The 26858-nt window shown below is 62.0% G+C and carries 27 protein-coding genes and 1 pseudogene; 9 read left to right on the forward strand and 19 right to left on the reverse strand.

What is annotated here, in order from left to right; translation table 11 throughout:
- Nucleotides 1-13 precede the first annotated feature (13 nt).
- On the forward strand, nucleotides 14-265 hold the full coding sequence (locus GTP27_RS11175; protein ID WP_161039252.1) for a hypothetical protein: 252 nt from the start codon (nucleotides 14-16) through the stop codon (nucleotides 263-265).
- 17 nt (nucleotides 266-282) lie between these two features.
- Here GTP27_RS11175 and pgeF read toward each other — a convergent pair whose 3' ends face one another.
- Together pgeF and GTP27_RS11185 are read right to left on the reverse strand one after the other, a co-directional pair.
- On the reverse strand, nucleotides 283-1074 hold the full coding sequence (gene pgeF, locus GTP27_RS11180; protein ID WP_161039253.1) for a peptidoglycan editing factor PgeF: 792 nt from the start codon (nucleotides 1072-1074) through the stop codon (nucleotides 283-285).
- Nucleotides 1074-2096 carry an RluA family pseudouridine synthase gene (locus GTP27_RS11185; RefSeq protein ID WP_202416694.1) on the reverse strand — a complete coding sequence of 341 codons (1023 nt, stop codon included), beginning with the start codon at nucleotides 2094-2096 and terminating at the stop codon, nucleotides 1074-1076. Before GTP27_RS11185 ends, pgeF begins: the two co-directional genes overlap by 1 nt.
- Nucleotides 2097-2183: 87 nt before the next feature.
- Between GTP27_RS11185 and GTP27_RS11190 the strand changes: the two genes are divergently transcribed.
- Nucleotides 2184-2984 carry an outer membrane protein assembly factor BamD gene (locus GTP27_RS11190; RefSeq protein ID WP_161039255.1) on the forward strand — a complete coding sequence of 267 codons (801 nt, stop codon included), beginning with the start codon at nucleotides 2184-2186 and terminating at the stop codon, nucleotides 2982-2984.
- Nucleotides 2985-3109: 125 nt separating this feature from the next.
- Here the strand turns inward: GTP27_RS11190 and yaaA are convergent, their stop codons facing one another.
- Entirely contained in the window at nucleotides 3110-3880 is a 771-nt protein-coding gene (yaaA, locus tag GTP27_RS11195; RefSeq protein WP_161039256.1) for a peroxide stress protein YaaA, read from the reverse strand.
- A gap of 35 nt (nucleotides 3881-3915) precedes the next feature.
- Here yaaA and GTP27_RS11200 point away from each other — a divergent pair, with 35 nt between their 5' ends.
- The 3 genes from GTP27_RS11200 to GTP27_RS11210 are packed head-to-tail and all read left to right on the forward strand — an operon-like array spanning nucleotide 3916 to nucleotide 6550.
- The gene (locus tag GTP27_RS11200) at nucleotides 3916-4377 is read left to right on the forward strand and encodes a putative toxin-antitoxin system toxin component, PIN family (RefSeq protein ID WP_161039257.1); all 462 of its coding nucleotides are present in this window, start codon (nucleotides 3916-3918) and stop codon (nucleotides 4375-4377) included.
- A 30-nt stretch (nucleotides 4378-4407) separates the two neighbouring features.
- Nucleotides 4408-5583: a pyridoxal phosphate-dependent aminotransferase gene (locus tag GTP27_RS11205; RefSeq protein WP_161039258.1), complete on the forward strand. Its 1176-nt coding sequence runs from the start codon at nucleotides 4408-4410 to the stop codon at nucleotides 5581-5583.
- Nucleotides 5584-5599: 16 nt separating this feature from the next.
- A complete protein-coding gene (locus GTP27_RS11210) occupies nucleotides 5600-6550 on the forward strand; it encodes an HD-GYP domain-containing protein (RefSeq protein WP_161039259.1) in 951 nt (316 codons plus the stop codon).
- Between the two features lie 10 nt (nucleotides 6551-6560).
- On the opposite strand, the gene GTP27_RS11215 is transcribed toward GTP27_RS11210, so the two are convergent.
- The 16 genes from GTP27_RS11215 to GTP27_RS11290 all read right to left on the reverse strand — a co-directional run bounded on the left by GTP27_RS11215 (nucleotide 6561) and on the right by GTP27_RS11290 (nucleotide 22654).
- The gene (locus GTP27_RS11215; RefSeq protein WP_161039260.1) at nucleotides 6561-7700 is read right to left on the reverse strand and encodes a tetratricopeptide repeat protein; all 1140 of its coding nucleotides are present in this window, start codon (nucleotides 7698-7700) and stop codon (nucleotides 6561-6563) included.
- The gene (locus GTP27_RS11220; RefSeq protein WP_161039261.1) at nucleotides 7697-8584 is read right to left on the reverse strand and encodes an ExeA family protein; all 888 of its coding nucleotides are present in this window, start codon (nucleotides 8582-8584) and stop codon (nucleotides 7697-7699) included. Before GTP27_RS11220 ends, GTP27_RS11215 begins: the two co-directional genes overlap by 4 nt.
- Entirely contained in the window at nucleotides 8585-10372 is a 1788-nt protein-coding gene (mshL, locus tag GTP27_RS11225) for a pilus (MSHA type) biogenesis protein MshL (RefSeq protein WP_229633707.1), read from the reverse strand.
- A gap of 20 nt (nucleotides 10373-10392) precedes the next feature.
- Nucleotides 10393-10767 carry a general secretion pathway protein GspB gene (locus GTP27_RS11230; RefSeq protein WP_161039262.1) on the reverse strand — a complete coding sequence of 125 codons (375 nt, stop codon included), beginning with the start codon at nucleotides 10765-10767 and terminating at the stop codon, nucleotides 10393-10395.
- The gene (locus tag GTP27_RS11235) at nucleotides 10752-11435 is read right to left on the reverse strand and encodes a type II secretion system protein M (protein ID WP_161039263.1); all 684 of its coding nucleotides are present in this window, start codon (nucleotides 11433-11435) and stop codon (nucleotides 10752-10754) included. Before GTP27_RS11235 ends, GTP27_RS11230 begins: the two co-directional genes overlap by 16 nt.
- On the reverse strand, nucleotides 11432-12112 hold the full coding sequence (locus tag GTP27_RS11240) for a PilN family protein (protein ID WP_161039264.1): 681 nt from the start codon (nucleotides 12110-12112) through the stop codon (nucleotides 11432-11434). The genes GTP27_RS11235 and GTP27_RS11240 overlap by 4 nt, the downstream gene beginning before the upstream one ends.
- The gene (locus GTP27_RS11245) at nucleotides 12109-13050 is read right to left on the reverse strand and encodes a type IV pilus biogenesis protein PilM (protein WP_161039265.1); all 942 of its coding nucleotides are present in this window, start codon (nucleotides 13048-13050) and stop codon (nucleotides 12109-12111) included. Before GTP27_RS11245 ends, GTP27_RS11240 begins: the two co-directional genes overlap by 4 nt.
- Nucleotides 13051-13199: 149 nt before the next feature.
- On the reverse strand, nucleotides 13200-16292 hold the full coding sequence (locus tag GTP27_RS11250) for a DUF6701 domain-containing protein (RefSeq protein WP_161039266.1): 3093 nt from the start codon (nucleotides 16290-16292) through the stop codon (nucleotides 13200-13202).
- Between the two features lie 3 nt (nucleotides 16293-16295).
- On the reverse strand, nucleotides 16296-16727 hold the full coding sequence (locus GTP27_RS11255) for an agglutinin biogenesis protein MshP (RefSeq protein WP_161039267.1): 432 nt from the start codon (nucleotides 16725-16727) through the stop codon (nucleotides 16296-16298).
- Nucleotides 16724-17554 (reverse strand): prepilin-type N-terminal cleavage/methylation domain-containing protein, encoded by an 831-nt coding sequence (locus tag GTP27_RS11260; RefSeq protein ID WP_161039268.1) that lies wholly within the window; start codon nucleotides 17552-17554, stop codon nucleotides 16724-16726. Before GTP27_RS11260 ends, GTP27_RS11255 begins: the two co-directional genes overlap by 4 nt.
- Complete coding sequence (locus GTP27_RS11265; protein WP_161039269.1) at nucleotides 17551-18132, reverse strand: hypothetical protein; 582 nt, start codon at nucleotides 18130-18132, stop codon at nucleotides 17551-17553. Before GTP27_RS11265 ends, GTP27_RS11260 begins: the two co-directional genes overlap by 4 nt.
- The gene (locus GTP27_RS11270) at nucleotides 18122-18667 is read right to left on the reverse strand and encodes a pilus assembly FimT family protein (RefSeq protein ID WP_161039270.1); all 546 of its coding nucleotides are present in this window, start codon (nucleotides 18665-18667) and stop codon (nucleotides 18122-18124) included. Before GTP27_RS11270 ends, GTP27_RS11265 begins: the two co-directional genes overlap by 11 nt.
- A gap of 24 nt (nucleotides 18668-18691) precedes the next feature.
- Nucleotides 18692-19147: a prepilin-type N-terminal cleavage/methylation domain-containing protein gene (locus GTP27_RS24045; RefSeq protein WP_161039271.1), complete on the reverse strand. Its 456-nt coding sequence runs from the start codon at nucleotides 19145-19147 to the stop codon at nucleotides 18692-18694.
- 33 nt (nucleotides 19148-19180) lie between these two features.
- A complete protein-coding gene (locus GTP27_RS11280) occupies nucleotides 19181-19711 on the reverse strand; it encodes a type II secretion system protein (protein WP_202416695.1) in 531 nt (176 codons plus the stop codon).
- Nucleotides 19711-20946 carry a type II secretion system F family protein gene (locus GTP27_RS11285; RefSeq protein ID WP_161039272.1) on the reverse strand — a complete coding sequence of 412 codons (1236 nt, stop codon included), beginning with the start codon at nucleotides 20944-20946 and terminating at the stop codon, nucleotides 19711-19713. The genes GTP27_RS11280 and GTP27_RS11285 overlap by 1 nt, the downstream gene beginning before the upstream one ends.
- Before the next feature lies 1 nt (nucleotide 20947).
- Nucleotides 20948-22654, reverse strand: a complete 1707-nt coding sequence (locus GTP27_RS11290) for a GspE/PulE family protein (RefSeq protein WP_161039273.1) — start codon at nucleotides 22652-22654, stop codon at nucleotides 20948-20950.
- Nucleotides 22655-22816: 162 nt separating this feature from the next.
- On the opposite strand from GTP27_RS11290, the gene GTP27_RS11295 reads away from it, so the two are divergent.
- From GTP27_RS11295 to GTP27_RS11310, 4 genes and pseudogenes are all read left to right on the forward strand, one after another.
- Nucleotides 22817-23533 carry an ABC transporter ATP-binding protein gene (locus tag GTP27_RS11295; protein WP_161039274.1) on the forward strand — a complete coding sequence of 239 codons (717 nt, stop codon included), beginning with the start codon at nucleotides 22817-22819 and terminating at the stop codon, nucleotides 23531-23533.
- Between the two features lie 8 nt (nucleotides 23534-23541).
- Nucleotides 23542-24456, forward strand: coding sequence for an ExeA family protein (locus tag GTP27_RS11300; protein ID WP_161039275.1), 915 nt, complete (start codon nucleotides 23542-23544; stop codon nucleotides 24454-24456).
- Nucleotides 24457-24519: 63 nt separating this feature from the next.
- Complete coding sequence (gene mshL / locus GTP27_RS11305) at nucleotides 24520-26364, forward strand: pilus (MSHA type) biogenesis protein MshL (RefSeq protein WP_161039276.1); 1845 nt, start codon at nucleotides 24520-24522, stop codon at nucleotides 26362-26364.
- Nucleotides 26365-26367: 3 nt separating this feature from the next.
- A pseudogene (locus GTP27_RS11310) lies at nucleotides 26368-26858 on the forward strand (tetratricopeptide repeat protein); the annotation flags it as partial.

The raw sequence follows: 26858 nt of genomic DNA on the forward strand, positions 1-26858 counted from the left end.
ACCTGGATTGCGTATGCTGATTGTTGCTGTAGCCTGGATTTACGTGGTGGGCCTGATGGCGCTGACCGAACCCACCGTGGTTGCGGGAATTGTAACGTTTTTGTTCTACTGCGTGTTGCCACTGAGCACCCTGCTGTATATTTCGGGCTCGGGCAAGCGCAAAGCCAGACGGCGGGCAGAAGAACAGGCGGCGCGCGAAGCACGCCAGCAGCCGGTGGAAGCTGCCGGAGCACAAACCCCGGCACAGGAACCAGCCCGAGACTAAGTCCGAGCGGCGCAGGATCATTTGATCCAAATCAACGAGCCTTGCCGGCCCGTGACGCCATCGCGGCGATAGGAATAAAAGCGCGCGCTGTCGCTGGCCGTGCACTCGCTGCCGCCATACACTGCCTGCACTCCGGCTGCCCGCAAACGCAGACGCGCCAGCGCATAGATATCGGCCAGATATTTGTCGCTCTTGCCCGCAACAGGCTGGAAAGCCGCCAGCATGGCTTCCACATCGCCGCCGCCATGGGCTGCGTGACGCTGGAAAATTTCGCGCACTTCCGCGCCCACTTCGAAACGGCCAGGACCTATGGCCGGCCCCATCCATGCCGAGATATCCAGTGCGCCCTGTGCGCGCATGGCCGCCACGGTCTGCTCCAGTACGCCATCGGCCAGACCGCGCCAGCCGGCATGGGCTGCGCCGACAGTCCTGCCCAGCGCATCGCAGAACAGCACGGGCAGGCAATCGGCTGTCATGATGATGCAGACTTTGCCGGGCGTGGTGGAAATGCTGGCGTCGGCTTGCGGCACCTGCCCTGCGGCCACCGTGGCGATATCGACCACGGCCGTGCCATGCACCTGCTCCAGCCAGACCGGCTCGGACGGCAGCACGGCCCCGAGCAGCGCGCGGTTGCGCGCCACCTGTGCGGCGCTATCGCCCACATGGGTGCCCAGATTCAGGCCGCCCTGCCCTGCGCCATCGTCATACGGCGCAAGGCTCACGCCGCCCAGACGGGTGGTGGACAGCACGCCGATCCGGCCAGGCAGACCCGGCCAGTCCGGCACCAGCCATGGCGCGCCGACCGTCATCAGACTTGTTCCGGCTCGGCGATGCCGGCCTTGGCGATCAGTTCGGCAAAGTCTTCGGCCAGCGGCACCAGCCACTCGCACTGCTCGCCCGTGGCCGGATGCACCAGACCCAGCCGGCGCGCCTGCAGCGCCTGACGGGGGAATACGCTGGCCAGATGCTGCTTGCCGTACATCACGTCGCCGACCAGCGAGAAACCGATAGACATCATGTGCACGCGGATCTGGTGGGTACGGCCCGTCTCTAGACGGCACTGCACCAGACTGACGGGACGCCGGTCGAGTTCGCCCGAGGCCAGCACCTGATAGTGGGTGATGGCCGGCTTGGCCGAGAAATTGGTCGAAATCGCCATCTTGATGCGGTCTTTCGGGTGGCGCCCCATGGAGGCGTCGATGGTGCCGTTCAGGCGCGGCGTGCCCCACACCAGCGCAAAATACTCGCGCTTGACGGTACGGGCAGCCAGCTGACGCACCAGATCGGTCTGGGCCGGCAGGGTTTTGCCCACCACCATCAGGCCGGAAGTATCCTTGTCCAGACGGTGCACGATGCCGGCGCGCGGCACGCCCGCCAGTTGCGGGCAATGGTGCAGCAGGCCGTTGAGCAGCGTACCGGACCAGTTGCCGTTGCCGGGGTGAACCACCAGACCGGCCGGTTTATTAATGACGATCAGGTGTTCGTCTTCATAAACGATGTTCAGCGGAATCGGCTCCGGCTTAAAAGCCTCGTCTTCCGGTGCCGGTTGGGGCAGAATGACGATCTTCTCGTCGCCATAGACGGTATCCTTGGTGCTTTTGGCCACTTTACCGTCGACTGTGACGTAGCCGTCGGTAATCCACATTTGCAGACGGCCGCGGGAGAATTGCGGCACCAGATGCGAAATGACCTTGTCCAGACGCTGACCGCACACCTCGGAGGTGAGCTGCAGTTCGATGGGCGCCAGGCCGTCATCGTCATCGCCAAAATCGCTGTCGTGGTCGAGCAGCAGATCGGTGTCAGTTTCGGGGGAGACGGAAGATTCGGTCAAATTCGGCTTTGGAGTTAATATCACGGTAATCCTATCGGCTATAATTAGCCTCGTAAAACTTTGGTTAAACAGCTTCTTGCAAAACTTATGCAAAAAAAATTATCAGTAGTTGCAGCAACGTTGGTTCTGCTTAGTTTGTCCGGTTGCGGTCTGTTCTCGGAGAAGGCTGACGAGACGAAAGGTTGGAGCGCTACGAAATTATACTCGGAGGCGAACGAAGAGCTGGAAGGTCAGCACTACGAACGTGCAATTCAGTTGTATGAGAAGCTGGAATCGAGCTATCCCTTCGGCACTTACGCCCAGCAGGCGCAAATGCAGATCGCCTATGCCTATTACAAATCGCAGGATCAGGCTCAGGCACTGGCAGCGGTCGAGCGCTTCATCAAGCTGCACCCGAATCACGCCAATGTCGATTATATGTACTATCTGCGCGGCCTGATCAATTTTAACGACCAGATCGGCTTCCTTAACTTCATTTACGAGCAGGATGCCACCGAACGCGACCCGAAAGCGACGCGCGAAGCGTTCGCTGCGTTCAAACAGCTGGTCGAAAAGTTCCCGAACAGCAAGTATACGCCCGATGCCATCGACCGTATGCGTTATCTGGTCAACGCCATGGCTTCGTACGAAGTGCATGTAGCGCGCTACTACTACCGTCGCGGCGCCTATCTGGCTGCGGCCAACCGCGCCATGGGCATCATGAACGATTACCGCGATTCGCCGGCCATCGAAGAAGCGCTGTTCATCATGATCCGCAGCTACGACAAGCTGGGCATGACGGAACTGCGCGACGATACCACCCGCGTATTCAAGCTCAACTACCCTACCAGCAAGTTCCTGCAAGAAGGCAAAAAAGCCGACCGCCAGTGGTGGCAGTTGTGGAACTAATTGGAGTTAAGGGCGGCTGAAACAGCCGCCAGCATCGAAAACCGGGATCGCCATCCCGGTTTTTTTATGCAATTTCGGACCGAAAACCGGCCCGTTTTACATCTGGTAGCGTGCTTTACAAAGTTTTACTCGGCTACTTTACGGCGGAAAATCCAGCTGGTATCGGTCGAATCGTTAGCGTCAAAAGCATAGCCGTCGAGATCGAATTTCTTCAGTTTTTGCGGATCGCGGATATTTTTGATGGCGGCATAACGCGCCATCAGGCCGCGCGCCCGCTTGGCGTAGAACGAGATGATTTTGTATTTGCCGCCCTTCCAGTCTTCGAACTGGGGCGTGATGACGGGCAGCGCCAGTTTTTTCGGCCTGACGGATTTGAAGTATTCGGTGGAAGCCAGGTTCACCAGCGTCGTAGCGCCCTGCTCGGCCGCCGTACGGTTGATCGCTTCGGTAATGGTGTCGCCCCAGAACGCATACAGGTCCTTGCCGCGCAGGTTGCTCAGGCTGGTGCCCATTTCGAGGCGGTGGGCGTGGATCAGGTCCAGCGGGCGCAACAGGCCATATAGGCCGGACAGGATGCGCACGTGATTCTGGGTGTAGGCCAGCTGGGCTGGTTTCAGGCTGCGCGCATCGAGACCGGCATACACGTCGCCGTTAAAGGCCATCACGGCCTGACGGCCTGCGCTGGTATCACGGCTCCAGCTGGCATAGCGCGCCACGTTCAGCGCAGACAGCTGGTCGGACAGTTCCATCAGTTCGCCCAGCGCCTGCGGCGACAGCAGGCGCAGACGTTCGATCAACTGGGCTGAATGGTCGAGGAAATCGGGCTCGGTATGCAGTTTGGTGGTTGGAGGCGTCTCCAGATCGAGACTTTTGGCAGGCGAAAGCACTATCAGCATAAAATTTCACATCAACATAAATACAAAACTGCAACATGATACCTGTTCCACAGAAAGCCATCCCGCGCATCGTCATCGACACCAATGTCTGCCTCGATCTGTTCGTGTTCCGCGATCCCCGCTGGGGCGCGCTGGTGGCGGCGCTGGAGAGCGGCGCGGTCGAAGCCGTCACCCGTTCCGACTGCCGCGACGAGTACCACATCGTGCTGCGCTATCCCCATCTGCCGCTCGATGATAGCAACCGTCCCGCGGCGGCCGCCCGCTTCGACCAGCTGATCAAGGTGGTGGCGCCGGAGCCGTCGCCCCTGCTGCTGCCGGTCTGCAAGGACCGCGCCGACCAGAAATTTCTGGAGATAGCCCGCGATGCCGGTGCCAGCGTACTGATTACCAAGGACAAGGCGCTGCTCAAGCTGGCCAGGCGCCTGAGCCGCGCCGGCATGTTCAAAGTGCTGGTGCCGGAAGCCTGGACACTGGAAGCGTGCGGTGCGCTGAGCTAGAATCAATCACCGTTCACTTACGCCTAGCCCATGAGCCATCCTGCCGCCCCCGTCACGCCCGTCCTGAATAGCCGCCTGCCTGCCGTAGGCACTACCGTATTTACCCGCATGTCGGCGCTGGCCGTGCAGGCCCAGGCTGTCAATCTGGGGCAAGGATTCCCCGACTTCGCCTGCGAACGCAGCCTGATCCAGGCCGTCAGCGACGCCATGCAGGCCGATTTCAACCAGTACCCGATGATGAGCGGCGCGCCCGTGCTGCGCCAGGCCATCGTCAGCAAGATAGTCGCGCTGTACGGCCATCAGTACGACGTGGAGCGCGAAATCACCGTCACTGCGGGGGCCACGCAAGCCCTGACCACGGCGATCCTGTGCTGCGTCCACCCGGGCGATGAAGTCATCGTCATCGAACCCAGCTACGATAGTTATGTACCGGCGATTACGCTGTCTGGCGGCGTGCCGGTGCTGGTGCAGATGGAAACGGGCGCCGGCGGCTATAGCGTGCCGTGGCACAAAGTAGCGGCCGCCGTCACGCCACGCACCCGCCTGATCATCATTAACACCCCGCACAATCCTACCGGCAGCGTGCTGCGCGCCAGTGATCTGCAGGCGCTAGCCGACATCGTGCGCGGCAGCGATATTCTGCTGCTGTCGGACGAGGTGTACGAGCACATGGTGTACGACGGTGCCCGCCACGAGTCGGTGTGCCGCTATCCCGAGCTCGCTGCGCGGGCCTTTGTCGTATCCAGTTTCGGCAAGACCTACCATGTCACCGGCTGGAAAGTCGGCTATGTGGCCGCACCGGCCAGCCTGATGGCGGAATTCCGCAAGGTGCACCAGTACAATGTCTTCACCGTGAACACGCCCATGCAGCACGGCATTGCCGCCTACATGGCCGATCCCCAGCCCTATCTGGCGCTGCCCGCGTTCTACCAGCGCAAGCGCGACCTGTTCCGCGCCGGCCTGCGGGATACGCGTTTCGAGTTGCTGCCAGCCGACGGTACCTACTTCCAGTGCGTGCGATACGATAAAATCTCCGGACAGACAGAAGCGGAATTTGCCGAATGGCTGACCACGGAAATCAAGGTGGCAGCGATTCCCGTTTCGGCCTTCTACCTGCAGGGCAAGGAATCGGGCATCGTGCGCTTCTGCTTTGCCAAGCAAGACGCAACACTGACTCTCGCCTTAGAGCGATTGCAAAAAATATAGATCGGGACACTGCATCATGAGCGACGCTAAGGAGGCTGCAGCAACTTCGGTGCTGCACCGGCTGAATCTATCCAACCAGCGGCTGGAGAAGCTGCTGCATAACCTGCGCAACGAGCATCAGGCCGAGAGTGAAATCCGGGCGATCGCGCAGGAAGTGGTACAGGCCGTTGAAATCCAGCCCGATATCGCGCTGGCCAGCATACTGCTATGCCAGATTGCTGGCAGCTACGCGGTACGCCACTGTATCGAAACGGCCATCGTCACCATCATAGCCGCGCGCGGCCTGCAACTGGACGCAGCCCACACCCAGACGCTGGCCGCTGCCGCCCTCACCATGAATGTGGGCATGCTGCGCCATAACGAAAGCTTCCAGCACAAGCACACCAGCCTGAGCCATGAAGAGATGGCCGTCATACGGCGCCATCCGGAGGAAAGCGTCAACCTGCTCAAGCATGTGGGCATCAACGATGACGAGTGGATTTCCTGCGTGCTGCTGCACCATGAGAATGATGACGGCAGCGGCTATCCGGCGGGGCTGGCCAGTCCCGAAGTGACGCGCAATGCCAAACTGCTCAGTCTGGCCGACCGCTATTGCGCACAGGTCTCGGCGCGCAACTACCGCCGTTCCATCGTGCCCGATCAGGCCCTGCGCAATCTGCAGCAGGATCAGCAGGCGCCAGTCGATCCGGAACTACTGCAGCTGTTCCGGCTGGAACTGGGCGACTATCCGCCCGGCACGCTGGTGCGGCTGGAGAACGGCGAACTGGGTGTGGTCAGCGGCCGCCATGACGGCAGCGGCGGCCAGCCGGTAATCAGCCTGCGTGCGGCCGATGGCAGCGTGCTCAATCCCCCGCGACAGCGCAGCAGCAATGTGGCCGAATATGGTATCCGCACCACGCTGAACGAAGATGACGCCGGCCTGCGCTTCAGCATGAAGCAGATCTGGGGCGAGCAGGCCAGCCTGTGATGCGGGTGAACTAGCGCGACAGCGCGTCGAGTTTGCGGTCTATAAAGGTCTGCAACTCGGCCGAAAGGCCGCTGGCGGCGCGGGCACGGCGGAACGCTTCGCGCGCTTCCGTCAGGTGATTATCGGCCTGCAGCGAAATGCCCAGCCCCATCCACCAGACGCCGTTCTGCGGCGCCAGTTGCAGCGCATCGCGATAATGCTGGGCCGCTTCGGCATGGCGCTGTTCGCGCTGCAGTACACCGGCGAGGAAGGCGTGGTATTCGGGATTGCTGCCCGCATAAGGCATGGTGGTCAGCAGCGTCTGCAGCGCCGGCCCGCCCTTCTCCAGCTGCAAGCGCGCCAGTATCATGGCCAGTCCCGGCTGGCGCGGATCTAGCCCCAGTGCCAGGCGTAGCTGGCGCACGGCATCGTCATTGCGTTTATTTTCCAGCAGCAGACTGATATAGGTCTGGCGCGCCGCTTCGTTGCGCGGATCGATGTCCAGCGCCCGCTCGAAATCCGTCAGCGCCGCGTGTACGCGGCCTTCCTGCAGAGCGACCAGTCCGCGCCGGTAGGTATTCTCGGCCATCAGTTTGGGGCTCAGGTTGTGCGTGATGGTGCCCGCTTCGCCTGTTTCGTCGTTGCTACGGGCCGTGCTAGCCCCTTCTCGCTGGCGTGGCGCTTGCGCCGCTCTGGCTTTCTTTTCCGGTTGCGCCGCACTGACGACGGCAACCGGCGCAGGCGCGGGTGGCGCAGCGCCAGGCGCAGGTGCGGCAACTGGCGCTGCCACAGGCGCACTGGCGGCCGGCGCCGCGATGGCTGCTGGTGCGGATGGCGTGGCAGCTGCTACAGGCTGAGCGGAATCGGGTGCCGCGGCAACAGCCGCTACGGTAGCTTTAGGCTGGCTCACCACAGCTTCAGGCGCCGCCCTGGCCGCACCCGTCGCGGCCACATCGACGGCATGCGCAACACGCTGGCCCTGCCAGTAATGCCAGCCATACCCACCGCCACCGGCCAGCAGCGCAACGCCGAGCGCAAGCGCGGCCATGCGCAGCTTGCTGCTGCCACCGCCATGCATCTCGACCGCGTGCAATTGCTGCTGGCGCAAGCCGCCATCAGCGCTGCCTCCGCGCGCATCGAGATCCTGTAACATCTTGTTTATCAAACTCATTTCATCAACGCCCAAGTCAGTCCACCCGCAGCCGCAGCTGCTGCCAGCCCTGCCAGCCACCAGACCCAGCGCTTCTCGCGGGTGACGGTATCACTGGCGGCCAGTCCTACATGGCGTTTCGTTACCTGCTGCTTACCTTCGCCGTAACATACCATCAAAGCCTTGTTGGCCATAATATTTATCAGACGGGGTATGCCGCCGCTGGCTTTGAACAGGCTGCCGATAGCGCCCCGGCTGAACAAGCGGCTGCCCGTATAGCCCGCCACGCGCAGCCGATGGGACAGATAGTACTCCATGTCGTCGCGCGTCAAAGGGCCGAGGTGATAGTGGAAAGTAATGCGCTGGGCTAGCTGGCGGATGGAATTCGCCTGCAGATGCTGGTTCAGCTCGGGCTGGCCGAACAGCACGATCTGCAGCAGCTTGCGCTTTTCCGTCTCCAGATTGGTCAGCAGACGCAGCGCTTCCAGACTCTCCAGCGGTATCGCCTGGGCTTCATCGAGGCACAGCACGACCTGCTTGTCTTCACGCGCCAGCTCCATCAGGCGCAGCGTCAGCGATTTGAGCAGCTGATGCTGGTCGACGTCGCGCTGCAGCGGCAATTCCAGCTCGTCGGCCAAAGCCAGCATCAGGGTACGCGGTTCCAGATACGGATTCGGGATGTAGGCGGTGACGAAACCCGGCCCCAGCGAGGCCATAAACTTGCGGCATAACAGGGTCTTGCCGGTGCCCACTTCACCAGTAATCTTGATAAAGCCTTCACCGCTGCGTGCCGCTACCAGCAAGGTGTTAAGCGCCTGCTGGGAATGGGGGCTGGTGAAAAAGAAACTGGTATCCGGCGTAATGCCAAAAGGCATTTCGCTCAGACCGAAGTGCGCCTGATACATTTACTTGCGTCCTCCGTTGCGCGGCGCCATCTGCTCGATGCGGCGGCTGGCTTCGTCGAGGTCCTGCGCGTAGCTCGAGGCGCCATCGACGATGGTCGGCTTGATCAGTACCACCAGTTCGCGCTTGACCATGGCCCGCTCGGTGTTGCGGAACAGGCCGCCAACCACGGGCATGTCGCCCAGTCCCGGTGCCTGGCTGTTATCGGACACGGCGGCCTGACGCATCAGGCCGCCGATGGCGACGATACGGCCATCCTGACCACGCACCATGCTGTCCATCTCGGAAGTGCTGGAAGCGGCCAGCGGCAATTGCAGCGAACCGGCGGCACCCAGATTGACCACCTTGTTGACGGTAGATACCTGACTGACGGAAGGATGAACGTGCAGCATGATATTGCCATCTTCATCGATCTGCGGCGTCACGTCGAGCACCACACCGGAGAAGAACGGCTGCAGCGTCACATTCGGGCTGGTGGTGTTGCCGCTGACGTTGGAATTGGTGGTGGTGCTCACGCCCGTCACGTAGAACTCGTCGGTACCGATTTTCAGCACGGCCTTCTGGTTGTTCATGGTGGCGATACGGGGACTGGACAGCACATGCACCGAACCCTGCGATTCCAGGAAGGAGATCATGGCGGCAAAATTACTAGTCTGGAAAGCCATGCCGAACAGCGTGCCCACATTGTTGGCCGCATTCGACAGCGTATAGCCGGCGGTGGCGCTGATGCCGGCCGTGCCGCCGCTGGTCATCGTGGCCTGCTGGCCGCCTGCCGCTGGCAACGGGGCCAGATTGGTGCCGGGCGCAATCACCCCGGCCGACAGACGGTTGCTGCCGCCACCACCGAAGGAGGCAAAGCTGGCCCAGTTCACCCCGCTCTGATAGCCGCTATTGAGCTGCACTTCGAGTATCTTCGCTTCCAGTATCACCTGACGTTCCACTGCCAGACGGGTCGCTTTCAGATACTGCTCTACGCCGCGCAGCTGTTCCGGCATGGCGCGCACGACCACCACGCCCGACTGCGGACTGATCACCACACTGCGCCCATCGCCCGTGCCGCCGACCAGTGCCAGCAGGGCTTCCTTGAGTTCCGACCAGAAATCCGTCGCCGATGCCGTTTTGACGTTGCTGGCGTCTTCCAGCGAGTATTGCTGATTCTGTCCCGGCTGCTGCGGCTGGTTGTTCTGGCCATTGCCCAGACTATTGTTGCCGCTCGCGCCGCCTTGTCCCGACACCACCGTGCCTACCGTGTTCACCGAGGTCGACGACACCCGTACATTCGACGTGCCTTTACGGGTAGCGCTCAGGTAGTTGACCTGGAAGATGCGGGTCTGCATGGTCAGCGGACGGATGTAGATGCGCGTGCCTTCGACCTTGTAATCGTAGCCATACATTTCGCGGATGGCGTCGAGCGCTTCGAACAGCGTGACATCCTTGAGATTGGCCGAGATGGTGCCCGTCACCTCAGGGTGCACCAGCATGTTGTAACGGGTACCGGCCACGATGGAATTGAAGAACTGCTGCACCGGCACCTGATTGAACGACACATTGAAGCGCTCTTCCATGACCGTGCGGGCCTTGGGCAACTCCGCCGCCAGCGTGCTGGCAGCCGGCGGCAGCAGCGCCGCCTCCACTGCTGCCGGCGTGGCAGCTGGCGCGCGTGCCGAAGTGGCGGCCGCCTTGAGCTGCTGATCGATGCTGTTGTAGGCATCGCGTGGCGCTTGCGTCTGGCAGGCCGCCAGCATGGCCGACGCGCCCAGCACGCCCGCCCAGTAGATCATCTTTTGCATGTAACGCTCGTAGTTAGTCATCATTTTTTCCCGCTTGCCTGCAGGCCGCCCGGAATCTGGGGAAACAGGATCAGGGTTTCCCGCAGTTTGCCACGCCGCAGCACGACCGAATTATCATTGATACGTTCTACGACCGCATCGGCAAATTTACCGCCCTGCGCCACCGTCACGCCATCGATCACGGCCAGCCGCCGGTTGTTGGGCGCCGCACCGATCAGTATCGATTGCAGACGCGGCGCAGCCGGCACGCCTTCTCCTTCCATATTGCCCGCTTGCGCCGGCCCGGACGCCAGCCCGGCCGGAGCACGGGTGGGGTCCTGCAACTGCTGTGCCCCTGCCAGCAGCGGCAAGGCCAGCCCTACTACGCCCAGCAGGCGCTTCACAGTGCTATCCATTTCGAATCCAGACTCAGGGTGTAGAGCGTCAGGCTCAGTCGTGCCGCACCGTTGCCGGAAGCATCGAGCGCCGCGTTGCCCCAGAACAGCTGCTGCGGCATGGCTTCCAGCGCTTCCAGATAGGTGATCATATCCAGATAACTACCTTGCAGCACCACCTGCACGCCGTGCCGGTACAGCAGCGGCGCAGCGGCATTGGCCGGACGCGGCTCGCCGGCGTCGGCGGCCAGGAACTGGCCATCGCTAGTGCCTTGCGGCGCCAGCGTCTTGAGTGACAGCAGGCGCAGTTTGCCGTGGCCGTTGACCATCTGCTGCAGCAGCGGGCCCATACGGTCAGGCGCCACCAGCCCTTTTTGCGCAGCCCGCAGTTTTTCGCGCAGTGCCGTGCTATCTGCCTGCAGCGAGGCCAGCTGGCGATGCAGCTCCTGATCTGGATCACGCTTGGCCGCGGCCGCCAGCTGGGCCAGTTCGGAATCGATAGACGCTATCTGCTGGCGCTGCTGCTGCATGGTGTCGAGCAAAATGGCGTTCTGGCGGTACAGCGGCGACAGTTCCAGCTGATAGCCGAGATACACCAGCAGCAGGACCGCACAGAAGGTCGCCAGCAGCCGCTCGCGCAGCGTCAGCGCCATCAGCCATGCATCGAATTTCTTCCAGATCGCCATCATTGTTGCACCGCCTTGCTAGCAGCCTCATCCACCGACGACTGCAGACTGAATTCGACAAACCGGGGCGCAGCCACTACGCTGGCCGTGGCGGATGGTGCACTGGCCGCAGCAGTAGCGCTGGCGCTGGCAACAGGCTCATGCAGATCCAGCTGGGCAAATTTCTTGCCCCGCAAAACCGTCTCGCCCGACAGACCGGCCAGATAGCCGGGCAGCAGGTCCGCTTTCAGGGCGCGGCCCTGCAGACCTATGCTGTCGCCATTGCCCTGAATCTGCACACCGGTCAGCCACAGGCCTGCGCTGGTACGCCGCGCCAGCGCACGGAAGTAAGGCGAATAGCCATGTACACCGCCCGCCTGCCCCTGATCGAGGATGCCGGCCACTTTCTGCAGATTGGCCAGCATGACGCCAGCCTGTTCGACTTCCTTCTGCAGCGTGTCGCTCTTGCGCGGCGCAACGAAGGCTGCCGTAGCAGCCGTCTTGCGGGCTTCGCGCGCATCAAGTTCCCCTTTCACGCTAGCTGCCTGCGCACTGGTTTGCGCCAGCTGGCGTTGGGCCAGCACGGTACACACCACCATGACCAGCAGCGTGGACAGCACTACGCCCACCACCACCGGCGCAGTGGCATAGTTTTTTTGCGGCTCGAAGGCAACGTTGTAGAGATTGATCTGCTGGCTCATGCCGCCACCCCGGTACGCAAAGCGGCACCTATGGCACGCAGGTAGACGCGCTGCTGCTCGGCCTGCTCGAGATCCGGCACATCGTCCAGTTCCAGCACGCTGGATAGTTCCAGCTGTTCGACGGGCAGATACAGATTGGCCGCCAGATAATTACGCAGTTCGCCATTGCCCACGGGCGTTAGCACCAGCTTGGCGATGGCGACGAAGGAGAACTGGCGCTCGAAGTGATCGAGCGAACGCTGCAGCTCAAGCGTGATGCGGTCGTGCAGATGCTGCAAGCGGTCGGCATCCGTTTCCAGCAGCTGGTTCAGGGTGATGTCCATACGGCGCGCCAGATACAGCTCGCCGTTGAAGCTCACCGTCAGCAGGCCGCCGTCGGCGTCGAAGGACAGCATGGCCACGCCGCGCCCTTCCGGTTCCAGCAGCGCCGAAATATTCCGCTGTGCCATTTCATCGATATCGATGGCATCGAGCGCCACCTTGTTTTCCCAGAAGACCTGCTGGTGCGGTGCCAGTATGCTGTTGCGCGCCACCACGGCAAAGGCTTGCGAACTGGCTGCACTGGAATTCTTCGACGGTGGCAATAGCGCCATATCCAGCGTGGCATCTTCCAGCGGGAAATCGATCATATCCTTGACGCGCCAGCCCAGCGCAGCTTTCATTTCTGCCGCCGGCACATTCGGCGCTTCCACCATCAGCAGCTGGTAGCCGCCACTGCCCAGCAGAGTGGTGCAGTGGTAATTGGCCGCATGCAGATCGCGTGCCACGCGGAACAGGATGGAACCCGGATAGCCACTGGGCGCCGTATAGCTCTGGGCCAGCTGCACACGTGGCTGGCTGCCCGTACGGCGCTCGATAGCGACCGCCTGCACGCCGTCGGCCGTCAGGATCAGTGCCAGCCAGCCGCTTTTGTTACCTGCTTTTCCGAATAAACGCATCCGAGCTTCTCAAATGATTAGGTGCTGCTTTCAATAATCGCCACACATCCTTGATTATATTCAAGTTTCATGGCTCAGTTGCCGCATTTTTAAGGCCGTGTGCAAGTTTGATTACTTTCTGTCACCAGGCGGAACAAAATGAGGCAGATTCAATACACTTCCCGCAAGAAAATGACCGGACTGCGATAAACACCGAACGTCACACGCCCTTGCGACGTCGGCAGCCACGTCGGTCCCGTCACTTTGACATTCGCCCCGCTCTTGGCGCTGCTGCTGCCGGCTTTCAGATTGGTGGTGCCCAGCCCGCCGTTCATGGTGAGCACGGCGGCAGCGCCGCTGTCCAGCGCAGGACAGGCCACCAGACAGCTCGAATACTGCAGCGCGCTGGCCATGGTCACGCTGGTGGTGCTATCGCTGGGATTGGCACGCCAGGAATAGCTGGCCACGCCATTGCGGCTGGTGGCACCGTAATACTGGGCCGACAGCTGCAGCGGCAGCGGCAGTTTGGACGAGCCATAGGCATTCGGCACCAGCAGGCGGCCCGCCACCACCGCCACCCCGCCCTCCTCGGCATTGGTGCGCAGCGAAGTGACGCCGTCGTTCGGCGTGCCGGTTTCGCTGGCACGGATATACACCATGGTCGGCGTTACCCAGTTCTTCGCATACGGAGCGGTTGCGACAAAGGGATTAGGCAGGCTGTATTGCGGATTGATGGTGGCTGTGCCGGCCGAGAAGGTCGCGGCGGAAATGCTGTTGGCCGTCAGGGCTGCACCGGTCGGGCTGGCTGGCGGATTGGCCGTGGTGGTACTGCCCGGTGCCGAATAAGCACTCAGCACCACCTGCCGCGCCAGCAAACCGCGATAGTTGCCGGTGACCTCGCTCTGGGCATTCTCGGCCACCACCTGCACGGCAAACGGCTGGCCGGAATAGGCCATGCCGTACACCGTGGCGGGGCAGCTCATGCCGTTGGGGTCGCACGCCATAGAGGGTGCCGGAACAGTCTTGAAATGATCGGGAATAAAGCGGCCCACGTTGACCGACTGGGCCTGAATGTTGCCGGTGCCCAGATAGCCGCCGCTCGGCAGCGGCGTCAGTTCCAGCACGCCCACGTCATCGAACGAGAATGCCGAACCGCTCGCCACGCCGCCGCTGAAAGCACCAAAGCTGCCATTGAAATTCAGTGGCGCCTCGGGATCGCCACCGGGATCGATCATGTCTGCCAGCCGGGCACCCGTCTGGTCCTTGGCTGCCAGCGCCTGCAGCGCGATGGTGATAGGGGTGGACTCCTTGCCGAAATTCGGCGCCAGCCCGCCGCCATACAACAGCGCCTGCACGCTCATGGAAAAATTCGTGCCCGCCGTCACAAACGCAGGGTCCGTTGCCGTCGCGGGGTTCTGTGCGCCGTTGTTAGCGGGCGGCACCAGCAGCAGGCGCTCCGGCCGCTCGACAAAGGCAAGACTGGTCCCCAGCCGGCCCGAAGCATCGCTGACGAGGAACTCGATGCGTCCCACGTCGGCATACTGGAAGCGGTAAAAGTCGGTGGAACTGGCCGTGCCGCCCTTGAACACCACGTCATTCAGGCTGGTCCAGTAGCTCGACGCTGCGCCGGGCAAGGCGCCCGAGCGCGAGCACAGCGGCAGGCTGACGGCACTGCCGCCGTTTCTGGTAAAGCTGGCACGCACCCCGGCATCCTGCGCCGGGTCATAGCAGGCCAGCGCATATTTGAGTTTGATCGTGGTATCGTTGCTGGCTACAGCCGTTGGCACATTCGAAACCAGATAGGTCAGGTAGAGCGGTATCGCCATATTGCCCAGCCGCTGCTGGGCATTGAAGTCGATCAGCTTGCAGCTCTGGCCCGGATCGCCGAACGGCAGGCCATTCAGGCAGGGACTATCGGTATAGCCGTAAGTCGGCGCAATGGCCGAAGCACCTATCGAGGTGCTGACGGTCGACGTATCGTTGCCGTCGTAATAGTCGTACAGGGGACCGCTTACCGTGGCGCTATTGGTGATCAGGCCGGTGGCGGCCGCTGCTGCCGTGACACGCAGGGTAATCGTCGGCAAAGTGGTGCCAGCGGCTACTGTGGCGGAATACAGGCAGGTCACGGTCTGGCCGGCATTGCTGCAGCTCCAGCCCGTACCGCTGGCACTGACGAAAATCAGCGATGCGGGCAGCACGTCCACCACCTTGATAGGCCCGCCTTCAGCCAGCGGCCCGTTGTTCACCACATTGATCAGGTAGTTGCTTGCCTGCGAAGGCTGTAGCGGCGTCTGCAAGGTCATGGAAACACCATGATCGGTGGCCGGCACATTCGGCGCAGCAATCACCTCGGCATTGAGCAATACCAGATCCTGCCCGGACTGGTAATCGCTGCGCGCAGACGTCTGGCCCGCCTGGATCACGGGCGAAGCCACCGTATAGGCATCGAAGTCGATGCCATAGGACTGGGCGTCGTTGTTGATATTGCTGGCCGAATTGAACTGGTTACCGGACGGATTCATGGCATCCGTTACCTCCACGCTGTTGTAGCGCAGGATCTCGCCGCCGCCCGACAGTGTGGTATCGCCTTCCCACGTAATATGGCCGATCCGCCCCGTCACGCTGCCGATCGGGGTGGGTATCTTGAAGTTGGCCAACGTCAGGGTGACGCTGGAATAGCGGATGTACTGGAAACCTTCGTAGATATTCAGCACGCGGAATGGCTCGCTCGAATGCGAATAGATCACCAGCAGCTGGAAGCCGCCCACCACGGCCTGTACATCGCAGTGCGGACTACCGGTATTGACCGACAGCCCGCCCACCGTATAGGTAGCATTGCCTTTGGCCTTGACCTGGGTAGTGACATCGTAGGCACCGGCGAAGAAATCATAGCCCACTGTGGGCGAAGTAAAGCTGCGCGTGGCCGGCGCCGTCACTGCGCTCCCGTCGAATGTCACCGTGTAGTCAGGATTGGAACCGGAACCGGCCCAGTACAGCTGGGCGTTGAGCACAGTGGCGCCATTGGGCAGGCCGCTCAGCACCATATTCATGGTGCCGGTATTGACCGCGCAGGGATCGGTATTATTGTCCTTGGTGCGCATGGTCTTCTGCGTGCCGGTAAAGCTGACATTGCCGGCAAAGCTCTTGAACAGCGTAATGGGCGAATCGGCCCGGGCCGGGCCGGCCAGCAAGGCACAGGCCAGCAGCAGCCTCCAGCCTAGCCGGCAACACAGGATGAGAACGGGATGAACGTAGGCTGGCATGATCTAGAATTGCACGGAGACAGTACGGCGCACGTAATCGGGCGAGCTGGTCAGGCCGTTCGGACAAGCACCTGACTGCGGGATATTACAGGCGGTAGCGGTCAGCGTAGTAACATTCAGGCTACTGCCCATGCCCGGCGTGGTGGCAACGGTGCAGGTCAGCGTCACCGTAAATACTGACAGCGTGCCGCCGGCCAGTACATTCTGGCTAGGCACGCAGCTGCCATTCACCAGATTCTGGTAGAGGCCGAATTCCACCCCGGCCCGTGCCGCCTCGTAGGCGCGCGCACCGAGCAGGTCCTGTGCCGTGGTGGTCTGCTGCGCAGTGCTGAGCGTGACTACCGCCACGGCCAGCCCGGTCAGCACTACCACCAGAAACAGTGCGGTAACGATGGAAACGCCGCGCTGGCGCAAAATTTGGACAGAAGTACTCATGGGGTATTATCCACGTGAACCTGACGCGACAAGCTGATCTGCTCGCCGCTGGCACTGGCCAGCGTCAGCGACATGCCTACCAGCGCCGCGTTGGTATTGGCCAGCACGGTGTAATCGAAGCCGCAGTTGGACACCTTCTCCGCCAGCAGCGCCGGCGTACCATACGGCGGCGCGCCCAGACCGTTAGGGCCAAAAATGGAGGTGCTGTAATTGCGTACCAGCGTGCCGCCGCCGCCCGCCACCGGCGTGCAGACATAGGTGACCGTGCCAGTCACCACGTGAAAACGGCTGGTGGGCGAAGGCATGCTGGGCGTAGCCACGGCAAACGGATTATTGGCCATGGTAATGCGGGTACCGGACACCGCCGTCACGCGCGCAATATTACCGTTAGTATAGGCGTCGGCCGGCGCCGTGCCCAGATTGAACACCACAATGTAGTCGTTCACCAGTATCTGCTGGCGCCCGCTAGGGGCCGCGCCTGCGATATCGAAGGACAGGCTGGCGCTCGGACTGAAATCGAGCGGCAGCAGGGTCGATGGCGGGGCATCGTTGATATCGATGTAGCGCCCGCCTGTTTTCACCAGCAGGAATTGCAGCATATGCCGGTCCGGCGAGACATAGACGCTGTTGGGCAGCGCCAGCCGCACTTCGCGCGACAGGCGGCGCAAGGCCAGATCGGCCACATCGGTCAGTTCGACCCGGGCCGCCGTGTCGACATAGTTCTGCACCGGCGTCTTGAGGAACATCGCCACCATGCCGGCCAGTATGCCGGTAATCACCACCACGATGATGATCTCGATGAGGGTAAAACCGCGCTGGCGTTTCATATCGACCTCGGTGCATAGCGCGTGCGATAGCCATCGAGCACGATGGCGTTGCCGCCGGGGTAGGAAACGCTGACCGTAATGCGCAGCACATTCATATTCGCCGGGGTGGCATCCGAACCGAGCTTGCCGCCGGCGGGGCCCAGGCCGGTATCGGGCTGTATCGTCACGCTGGCCGTATAGCCGTTCGGGAAACTGTTGCCGGCAGCATCAGTGCTATAGGTGACAGGCGTGCCGAACGCGATCACGTAATCATTGACATTGTCATAGGGCCGCGTATTGCCACTTTCCGCGCCCACATTTTCCGGCACCGTGCAATCGGCGGGACTGAGTGTGGTCGGCTGTTCGGCGGCGGGGTCGCCGCCATCGCAAAAACTGAAATGGGCCAGCCGGATCTCTTCCATCATGCCCTCGGCAATGGCCAGCGCCTGCTTGCGCAGCATGGGGTCGGGACTATTGCGGGCGGTATTGCCCAGCACCTGCAGCACGCCAAGCACGGCAATGCCGACGATGACGATAAACATCATCAGTTCGACCAAACTGATGCCGTGCTGGCCCTGCCCTGGCCGCCTAACGGACATAGCCGGTCTCCCCATTGACCGTGATGGTACGGGTGCTGCCGTCGCCGCTCAGCGTCATGTTCAGCGTGGAGAAGGTGGAGGTAAGCGTGGGTGACACGTCGGTCGTCATGAAGGGCTTGCCGGTTGCATCAAAATAGAAATTGATACCGCCGCTCAGCGTCAGACCGGCCGGCACGGCTTCGCAGGCGCGTGTAGACCCGCTGCAGAACGCCAGCGTCGCGGCCGTGGCGCTGTTCTGCCCGCCGGGCGCGGTGACGCCCAGCACGTAGAGCACGTCAAATGCCAGTGTCACGCCGCCGCTGGTAACTTTCACGTATACCGGGCGGCCCTGCGCGATCGCCGTCTTCTGGGCATAGCGCAGCAAAGTTTTGAGCTGGGCGGCATACGATGCCGCGTCAAAACCTTTGCGATCAAAAAAGCGTGGCGCGGCCACGCCGGCCATGATGCCCACTACCACGATCACCAGGATCAGTTCCACCAGCGTGAAGCCGGCGCCACGCCGCCAGTGGCGGCGTAACTGTCGGACTCTGTCCATGCCCGCTGCGCGCAGACTCTCCCGTTACTGACAGGTGGTGCTGGTTGCGGCCATGGTCACGGTACCGCTGGCCAGCACATAGGTCAGCGAGCAGGCCGTGTGCGCAGCGTCAGGATACAGCACGCCCGTGGTGGAAAGCGTGCCGGCGTAGTCGGAGGTATCGACTGCAGCGGCGATACCGGCATAGGTCGGGTAGCCGGTGGTGTTATCCACCACCACATTGGTGTCGAAAGTTGTGGTGCCGGTCGCTGGCGAGCCGGCTGCCAGCCAGCGGCCATGGTACATATTCGAAGCGCTGACTATGGCGGCACGTGCGCCCTGCATCTTGGCCAGACGGGCATCCGCACCCAGCCCGGCGAAGCGCGGCAGCGCGGTGGCGGCCAGAATACCGAGTATGACGATGACAACGATCAGTTCGATCAAAGTGAAACCGCCTTGCTGCGAGCCCATAACGTTATTGCGTGCTGCTTGAATTTGCATGTAAATCTCCAGACCTAACTTTAAAAATCAACATTAGCGACGCGTCGCAGCGGATAGGGGCGGCGTCCGGCAATCGTTTACTTCCTTGAGCTCCAGCCCTGTCTGCTGGACAGGCATAGACTCGGCGTTGGCAATTTTCTTGGGCAAGCGTTGCAATTCTACTCTGAAACATACATTCCCAGCAGCATTATTTAAACCAGTTTCTTGCTTATTGCGCACATAAACCAGCAGGCGCAACACCGGATCAAAATACCAGCTGCCCGGCGCCAGCCCTGCAGCCTGCGCAGCAGACTGCTCGCCCGCGTAGCCTGCCGGCGGGCGCTCCAGCCACAGTACCGGATTGGCACCGGCCAGCAGCGCCAGTTCGCTCTCGCGTCCGCGCGCCTGCAAAGTCATGACCTGACCGGCCAGCGCCGCGCGCAAATTGATCTGGATCGCCTGTACGCTGGCCTGCTCGCCCGCTTGCTGGTAGAAACCCAGTTTATCCAGCGCCACCGCCAGCAGCAGTGCAAACACACTGACCGCAATGGCGAATTCAAGCAGACTATGACCGTTCTTGCGCATCAGTGCGGCAACGCCACTTTGCCCAGATCCCAGATCGGCACGAAAATACCGAGTGCCAGCACCAGCACCAGCAGACCGAGGAAGGTGATCAGGATAGGCTCGATCTGCGCTGCCAGCGTCTTCAGTTCGTAATCGACTTCGCGCTCGTACATCTGTGCAATCTCGTCCATCAGTTCGTCCAGCGAACCCGACTCCTCGCCCACCGCGATCATCTGGATCACCACCGGCGTAAACACCTTGCTGGCCACGGCGGTGCGCAGGATACTATCGCCCCGCTCCACACTGTCGCGCATGCGTTCCACCCGCTGGCCCAGAAAAGCGTTATCGACCGTCTGTGAAACGACGGTCAATGCCTGCACAATAGGCACACCGCTGCGGCTAGACAAGGAAAAACTGCGCGCAAAGCGCGCCAGTGTAGCTTTCTGGATGATTTTGCCCGCTATCGGGAATTTCAATTTGAAACGGTCCCAGCGGTAGCGGCCAGCAGCCGTGCCTATCCACGCGCGCAGGCCCACCATCGCGCCCGCCGTCACCACCACCAGTTGCATCCAGTAAGCCACCATGAAGGCCGAGCTGGCGATCAGCAGGCGCGTCATCAAAGGCAGTTCGGCGTGGAAGCTCTCGAACACTTTGACGAACTGGGGAATCACGAAGATATTCACGATCACGATGGCGATCACCATCGCCGTAATCACGAAAATAGGATAGCGGGTGGCACTCTTGACGCGGGCCCGCATCTCGCGCTCGAACTCCATATGATCGAACAGGCGCAGAAACACTTCTTCCATCCGGCCCGTCATTTCGCCTACCCGCACCATCGACAGATAGAACTCGCTGAACACCTTGGGATGGCGCCGCATCGCCACCGACAGTTCGCGGCCGGCATCGAGCGATTCGCGCAAATCCTTGATCACGGCACCGAAACTGGGATTGATGGCCGAATCCTGCAGCCCCGCCAGACCGCGCATGATAGGCACGCCGGACTTGAGCAGGGTATAGATCTGGCGGCTGAACAGCTGCACATCCATGGACGTCACCGGACGGGCGAACAGGCGCTTGAGACCGGCATCTTCCTGTCCCTTGGACGCCGCCCCGCCACGCGTCAGGGTGATCTGCACGGGCGTGGCACCGGCACTGCTGAGCTGGTTGGCCACTGCGCCGCTGTCGGCGCCTTCCATCACGCCTTGCAGCAGTTCGCCGCGCGCATCACGCGCCTTGTAGGAAAAATAGGGCACTTTATTCCTCGCTCTGGTTGCTGACGCGCATCGCTTCGGCCACCGTCGTCTTACCCTGAATCACCAGCGAGACGGCATGGCGGCGCAGCGTATCGCCGCCCATCTGGGCCGCCGCTTTGGTAAGGAAATAGGCCGGATCGGGATTATTCGCCGCATCGGCCACTTCGCGCGTCATTTCCAGCAGCTCGTACACGCCGGTACGGCCGCGGTAGCCCATGCCGTTGCAGTGCGAGCAGCCCTTGCCGTGAAAATAGCGCGCCATATCGACCTTGTCGTTGAGCTCCATGCGCAGCCATTCGCGCTCGGGCGGCGTCAGCTCGTAGGGCGTGGTGCAGCTTTCGCAGATCACCCGCACCAGCCGCTGCGCCAGCACGGCCTGCAGCGAGCTGCCCACCATGTAGCGCGGCACGCCCATATCCATCAGCCGCAGCGGCGTGCTGGCCGCGTCGTTGGTGTGCAGCGTAGACAGTACCAGGTGACCCGTCATGGCGGCGCGCAGGCCGATCTGGGCAGTTTCCTGATCGCGCATCTCGCCCACCAGCACGATGTCGGGATCCTGCCGCAGCGCCGAGCGCAGCACGCGGGCAAAACTCAGTTCGATCTTGTCGTTAACCTGCACCTGGTTAATCCCCGGCAGGCGGTATTCGACCGGGTCTTCCACCGTGATCAGCTTTTTCTCCACCGAATTCAGCTCGGACAGAGCGCTGTACAGCGTGGTGGTTTTACCGCTACCGGTAGGCCCCGTCACCAGCACCAGACCGTTGGGACGCTGGACGATGGCGCGGAATTTCTCCACCATGGCGCGCGGCATGCCGATGCTATCGAGCCGCAAGCTGGTGTTGCCCTGACTGAGCAGACGCATCACCACCGATTCGCCGTACTGGGTGGGCATGGTGGAAATACGCACGTCGATGCGCTGGTTTTTTACCCGCACGGCAAAGCGGCCGTCCTGCGGCAGCCGCTTTTCCGAAATATCGAGGTCGGACATCAGTTTCAGGCGCAGCGCCAGTGCCGGCGCAATACGGATATCGGCTTCCGTCTGCAGGTGCAGCACGCCGTCGATACGGAAGCGGATCTGCAGCCGCGCTTCCTGCGGCTCGATATGGATGTCGGAGGCGCGCACCTGCGCCGCATCGTCGAACACCGACTGCAGCAGCTTGACGACAGGCGCCTCTTCCAGATTGGCATTGGCAGCGGCCAGCGCGCCGAAGTCCACCGAGACATCGCCCAGATCCTGCTCCAGCTCGCGGGCCAGATCGGAAATATCTTCCGTGCGGCGGTAGATGCGGTCGATCGCCGCCAGCACTTCCGTTTCGTTGACCACGGCCAGTTCCAGCGGCTGCTTGAGGATGCGGCTGATTTCGTCGTAAGCAAACAGATCGGTCGGGTCCGACATGCCGACCAGCAGCGAGCCGCGGCGGTCTTCCAGCACCAGCGTACGGAAGCGCCGCGCCTGGGTTTCCGGCAGCAGACGCACCACTTCCGGATTGACGTTGAAGAATTTCAGGTTGAGATAGGGAATGCTGAGCTGGCGCGCCAGCGCACCGGCGATCTGTTCCTCGGTGACATAGCCGTTTTCGATGAATACCCGGCCCAGCTTGCGTCCACTGCGCTGCTGCTCGGCCAGCGCTGCCGTCAGTTGTTCTTCCGTGAGCAGCTTCTGCTGCACCAGTATTTCACCCAGACGTACTTTCTCTGGTCTTGCCATCCCTGATCCTCACTCTCTACACTGCTCATCAACGTGCGGCAATTCTAAGGCAGATTTCGCGGCTTGAGCGGCTTTCCATGCAGCCGAGTCACAAGATATCGCATTCCTGGCGCGAATGCGCTACAGTGACGGACGTTTTCCAGCCCAGCCTATCACCCGCCCATGACGCTTCCTGCCCTGCGCTTCCAGCATCTTGTCGTACGCTATGGCGCTACGCCTGTGCTGCAAGACCTGAATCTGACGGTGCAGGCCGGCGAATGTCTGGCGCTGGTGGGCCTGAACGGTGCCGGCAAAACCAGCCTGATCAAGTGCCTGCTGGACTTCATCCGGCCCGATGGCGGCAGCATCGCCATCCTGGGCCAGCCGCACCAGCAGCCCGCCAGCCGCGCGCCGCTGGGCTACTTACCTGAAAGCTTCAAGCCGCCCTATTACCTCAAAGGCGGCGAGTTCATCCGCTATTGTCTGCGTTTGCAGGGTCTCGACTACGACACGGCGGCAGTGCTGGACATGCTGGCTGCGCTGGACCTGCCCGCCACCGCGCTGGACCAGACCGTAGGCCAGTATTCCAAGGGCATGACACAGAAACTGGGGCTGGCCGCCTGCCTGCTGGCGCGCAAGCGGCTGTATGTGCTGGACGAGCCGATGAGCGGACTGGACCCGAAAGCCCACGCCCTGCTGCGCCGGCAGCTGGCGGCTTTGCGCGATCAGGGCAGCACGCTGTTCTTGACCTCCCACAATCTGGCCGACGTGGAACTGCTGTGCGACCGCCTGGCCATCCTGCATGCAGGCCAGATCCGTTTTTGCGGCACGCCGCAAGAATGCCGCTCGCAGTATGGCGCGGACACGCTGGAGCAGGCTTTTCTCGGCTGTATAGCGTAGTGGCGGCCATGTATCTGTCCCACTTCGGGCTGCGCGTCGCCCCCTTCGGCATCACGCCCAATCCGGCGTTTTTCTATGCCGGCAATACCCGCGGCGATATCCTGCAGGCACTGCTGTACGCCGTCTGCCATGGCGAAGGCATCATCAAAGTGACGGGTGAAGTGGGCGCCGGCAAGACCATGCTATGCCGCATGCTGGAACAGCAGCTGCCCGAATATATCGACGTCATCTATCTGGTCAACCCCAATCTTGATGCGGAGCAGGTGCAATACGCCATCGCCGCCGAGCTGGGTCTGGAAGGCAACGGCCTGCGCATCGATCAGATCCAGCGCGCCCTGCAGGCCGACCTGATCGCACGCCACAGCCGTGGCCGTCAGGTAGTGCTGCTGGTGGAGGAAGCCCAGGCCATGCCGCTGGACACGCTGGAAGCTATCCGCCTGCTGACCAACCTGGAAACGGCCCATCGCAAGCTGCTGCAGATCGTCCTGTTCGGCCAGCCGGAGCTGGACCAGCATCTGGCGCTGGACAGCATGCGCCAGCTACGCGAGCGCATCACCCACAGTTTCGAGGTGCCGGCCCTGCCGGAAGCGCTGCTGGAAGAGTTCCTCGCCTGCCGCCTGCAGGCCGCCGGCCACGACGGCGCGCCCCTGTTCAGCCCGGCTGCCACGCGGCTGATAGCACGCCATTCCGAAGGCATCATCCGGCGCATCAATATTCTGGCCGACAAAGCCCTGCTGGCAGCCTATGCCAGCGATGCCAGCCTGGTGCAGGCCAGCCACGCGCGCCAGGCCATCCGCGAGGCCGCTTTCCGCCGCCGTGCGCGGCGCCGCCCGTGGTGGCGCGCTGTTGCGTGGGCAGGCGCTATCCTGCTGTTTATTTGGGCAATTTCAAGTGCTGTCCTTGCAGGCCACGGGAATTTGTAAGATCATGCTGTCTATATTGCAAATATACAATATCCTGCACACCTCCCGGGCCGGAAAGAAACAATGAAAAAACTCGCCACTCCCATCGTCCCCATGGTGTGCAGCGTGTTGCTGAGCGCATGCGCAAGCCATACCTTGCCGCCGTCGCCCACCCACATCGCTGAAGCGCCCCGTGCTGCCGGTGCCATTCCCGAGCCAGTACAGCAGAGCGCGGCCCTGCCGCCCCCTAGCGCGACGGCCAAGGTGGAGACTTACAGTGTGACGGTACACAAGGTGCCGGTGGAGTCGCTGCTGTTCGCGCTAGCGCGCGATGCCGGCCTGAACGTCGACATCCATCCCGGCATCGAAGGCGTGGTCACCCTGAATGCACTGGACCAGACCCTGCCCCAGCTGCTGAGCCGCATCCAGCGCCAGGTCGACATGCGCTACGAAATCCACGGCGACACCCTGACCGTGATGCCGGATACGCCCGAATGGCGCAACTACAAGGTTGATTACGTCAACATTGCGCGCAGCACCAGCAGCAGCGTGAATATCGCTACCCAGATTTCCACCACCGGCGGCGGGGCCGGCGCAGCCAATCCCGTTGCTGCCACTGGCAGCGCGAACGGCAGCAGCAGCGGCAGCAGCAGCCCGACTGCCACCAGCAACAATAACAATGGCGCCAACGGCAACGGCAGCAACAACTCCACCACCGTGGTCAACAACCGTTCCGATAATAATTTCTGGTACAGCCTGGAAAAGAACATCCGCGACATGCTGCGTTCGTCGAATCTGGGCGACAGCGCGCCGGATCCGCTCGCCACCCTCAATCAGGCGGCCGCAGCCAATCCGGCTGGCGTACCCGGCGCCGCGCCTGCTACAGGCGGCTTCGATGCGGCAGCTTTCGGCGGCAACAAGGCCAGCAGCAAGAACAGCACTTCCGTCATCGTCAATGCCGAGGGCGGCCTGATCGCCGTGCGCGCCACCGCGCGCCAGCACGAGAAAATCCGCGAATTTCTCGACATCGTGCTCGGTGCCGCCAAGCGTCAGGTGCTGATCGAAGCCACCATCATCGAGGTGCGGCTGGGCGACCAGTACCAGCAGGGCATCAACTGGTCCTCGCTCAGCAATAGCGGGCTGAAGCTGACGCAGGGACTGGTGGGCAGCGCCGCCCTGCCCAGCAGCGTCAATCCCGGCACCAGCCCCGGCGTATTCGTGCTCAACTACGCCAACCCCACTAGCCGGCTGGGCAATATCGCTTCCACCATCCAGTTGCTGGAATCGTTCGGCAAGGTCAAAGTACTGTCCAGTCCCAAGATCAGCGTGCTGAATAACCAGACCGCGCTGCTGAAAGTGGTGGACAATAATGTGTTCTTCTCGATCAAGGTGACGCCCGCCGTGCTGGGCGTAAACGGCACACCGACTTCGCCGGCCACCTACGAATCCAAGCTGGAGACGGTGCCGGTAGGCTTTGTCATGAGCGTAACGCCGCAGATTTCCGAAAGCGACGAAGTGACCCTCAACGTACGTCCCACCATTACCCGCATCGTCGGCTACGTGCAGGACCCCAATCCTGCGCTGGGCACCGTGGTCAGCAAAGTGCCGGTAATACAGGCACGCGAACTGGAATCGCTGATGAAGGTGTCGAGCGGTCAGATCGCCGTGATGGGCGGGCTGATGCAGGACTCGGTCGATAACGCCAAGGACGGCATTCCCGGGCTGAGCAGTGTGCCCGTGCTGGGCAATCTGTTCTCCTATCGTAACGAGAACAACACCAAGACGGAACTGGTCATCTTCATGCGCCCTGTGGTGGTAAAAGATGCCAGCGTCAATGGCGATTACAAGGATTACCGCTACATGCTGCCAGGTAGCGTGCCCGACACCGCTGCCTACGGCGAAGCTGCAGCAACTGCCAAAGGGAACTAGATCATGAGCCTATTGATGCAGGCGCTCAAGAAAGCCGAGCGCGCCCAGCAGAATTCCGCCGGCGCCGACGAACTGGACAAACCTTCGCAGGAGTTCGACCAGATTCTGGCACTCACACCTGAGCCGGCGCTGCCCGCCAGCATGAGCGCCGCCAGCTCGCGGCAGGAACCGGGTCTCAGTCTGGAGCCCATGGCTGGCCTGAGTCTGGAACCGATGACGTCTGGTGACGCCCCCCCGGCAGCTGCCAGCTCCGGCAGCAGCGCAGCGGATCCGGCGCCTGCTGCGCCGCCTGCCCCGGCTACCGGCGCAGCAGATCAGGGCTGGACGATGGCCGCTACGCACCAGCCAGCTCACACCGCTAACCCCGCTCCGGCAGGCGGCACGGCGCCCCCGGCGGCCAGTTCCCCGGCCAGCGCTACTTCACCTGCTGCCAGCGCAGCGCAACCGCCTGCCGGTGCAGCCGCAGCCAGCACCGGGCCCGGCACGCCGCGTGG

It is taken from the genome of Duganella qianjiadongensis (assembly GCF_009857915.1).
Classification (GTDB): domain Bacteria; phylum Pseudomonadota; class Gammaproteobacteria; order Burkholderiales; family Burkholderiaceae_D; genus Rugamonas; species Rugamonas qianjiadongensis.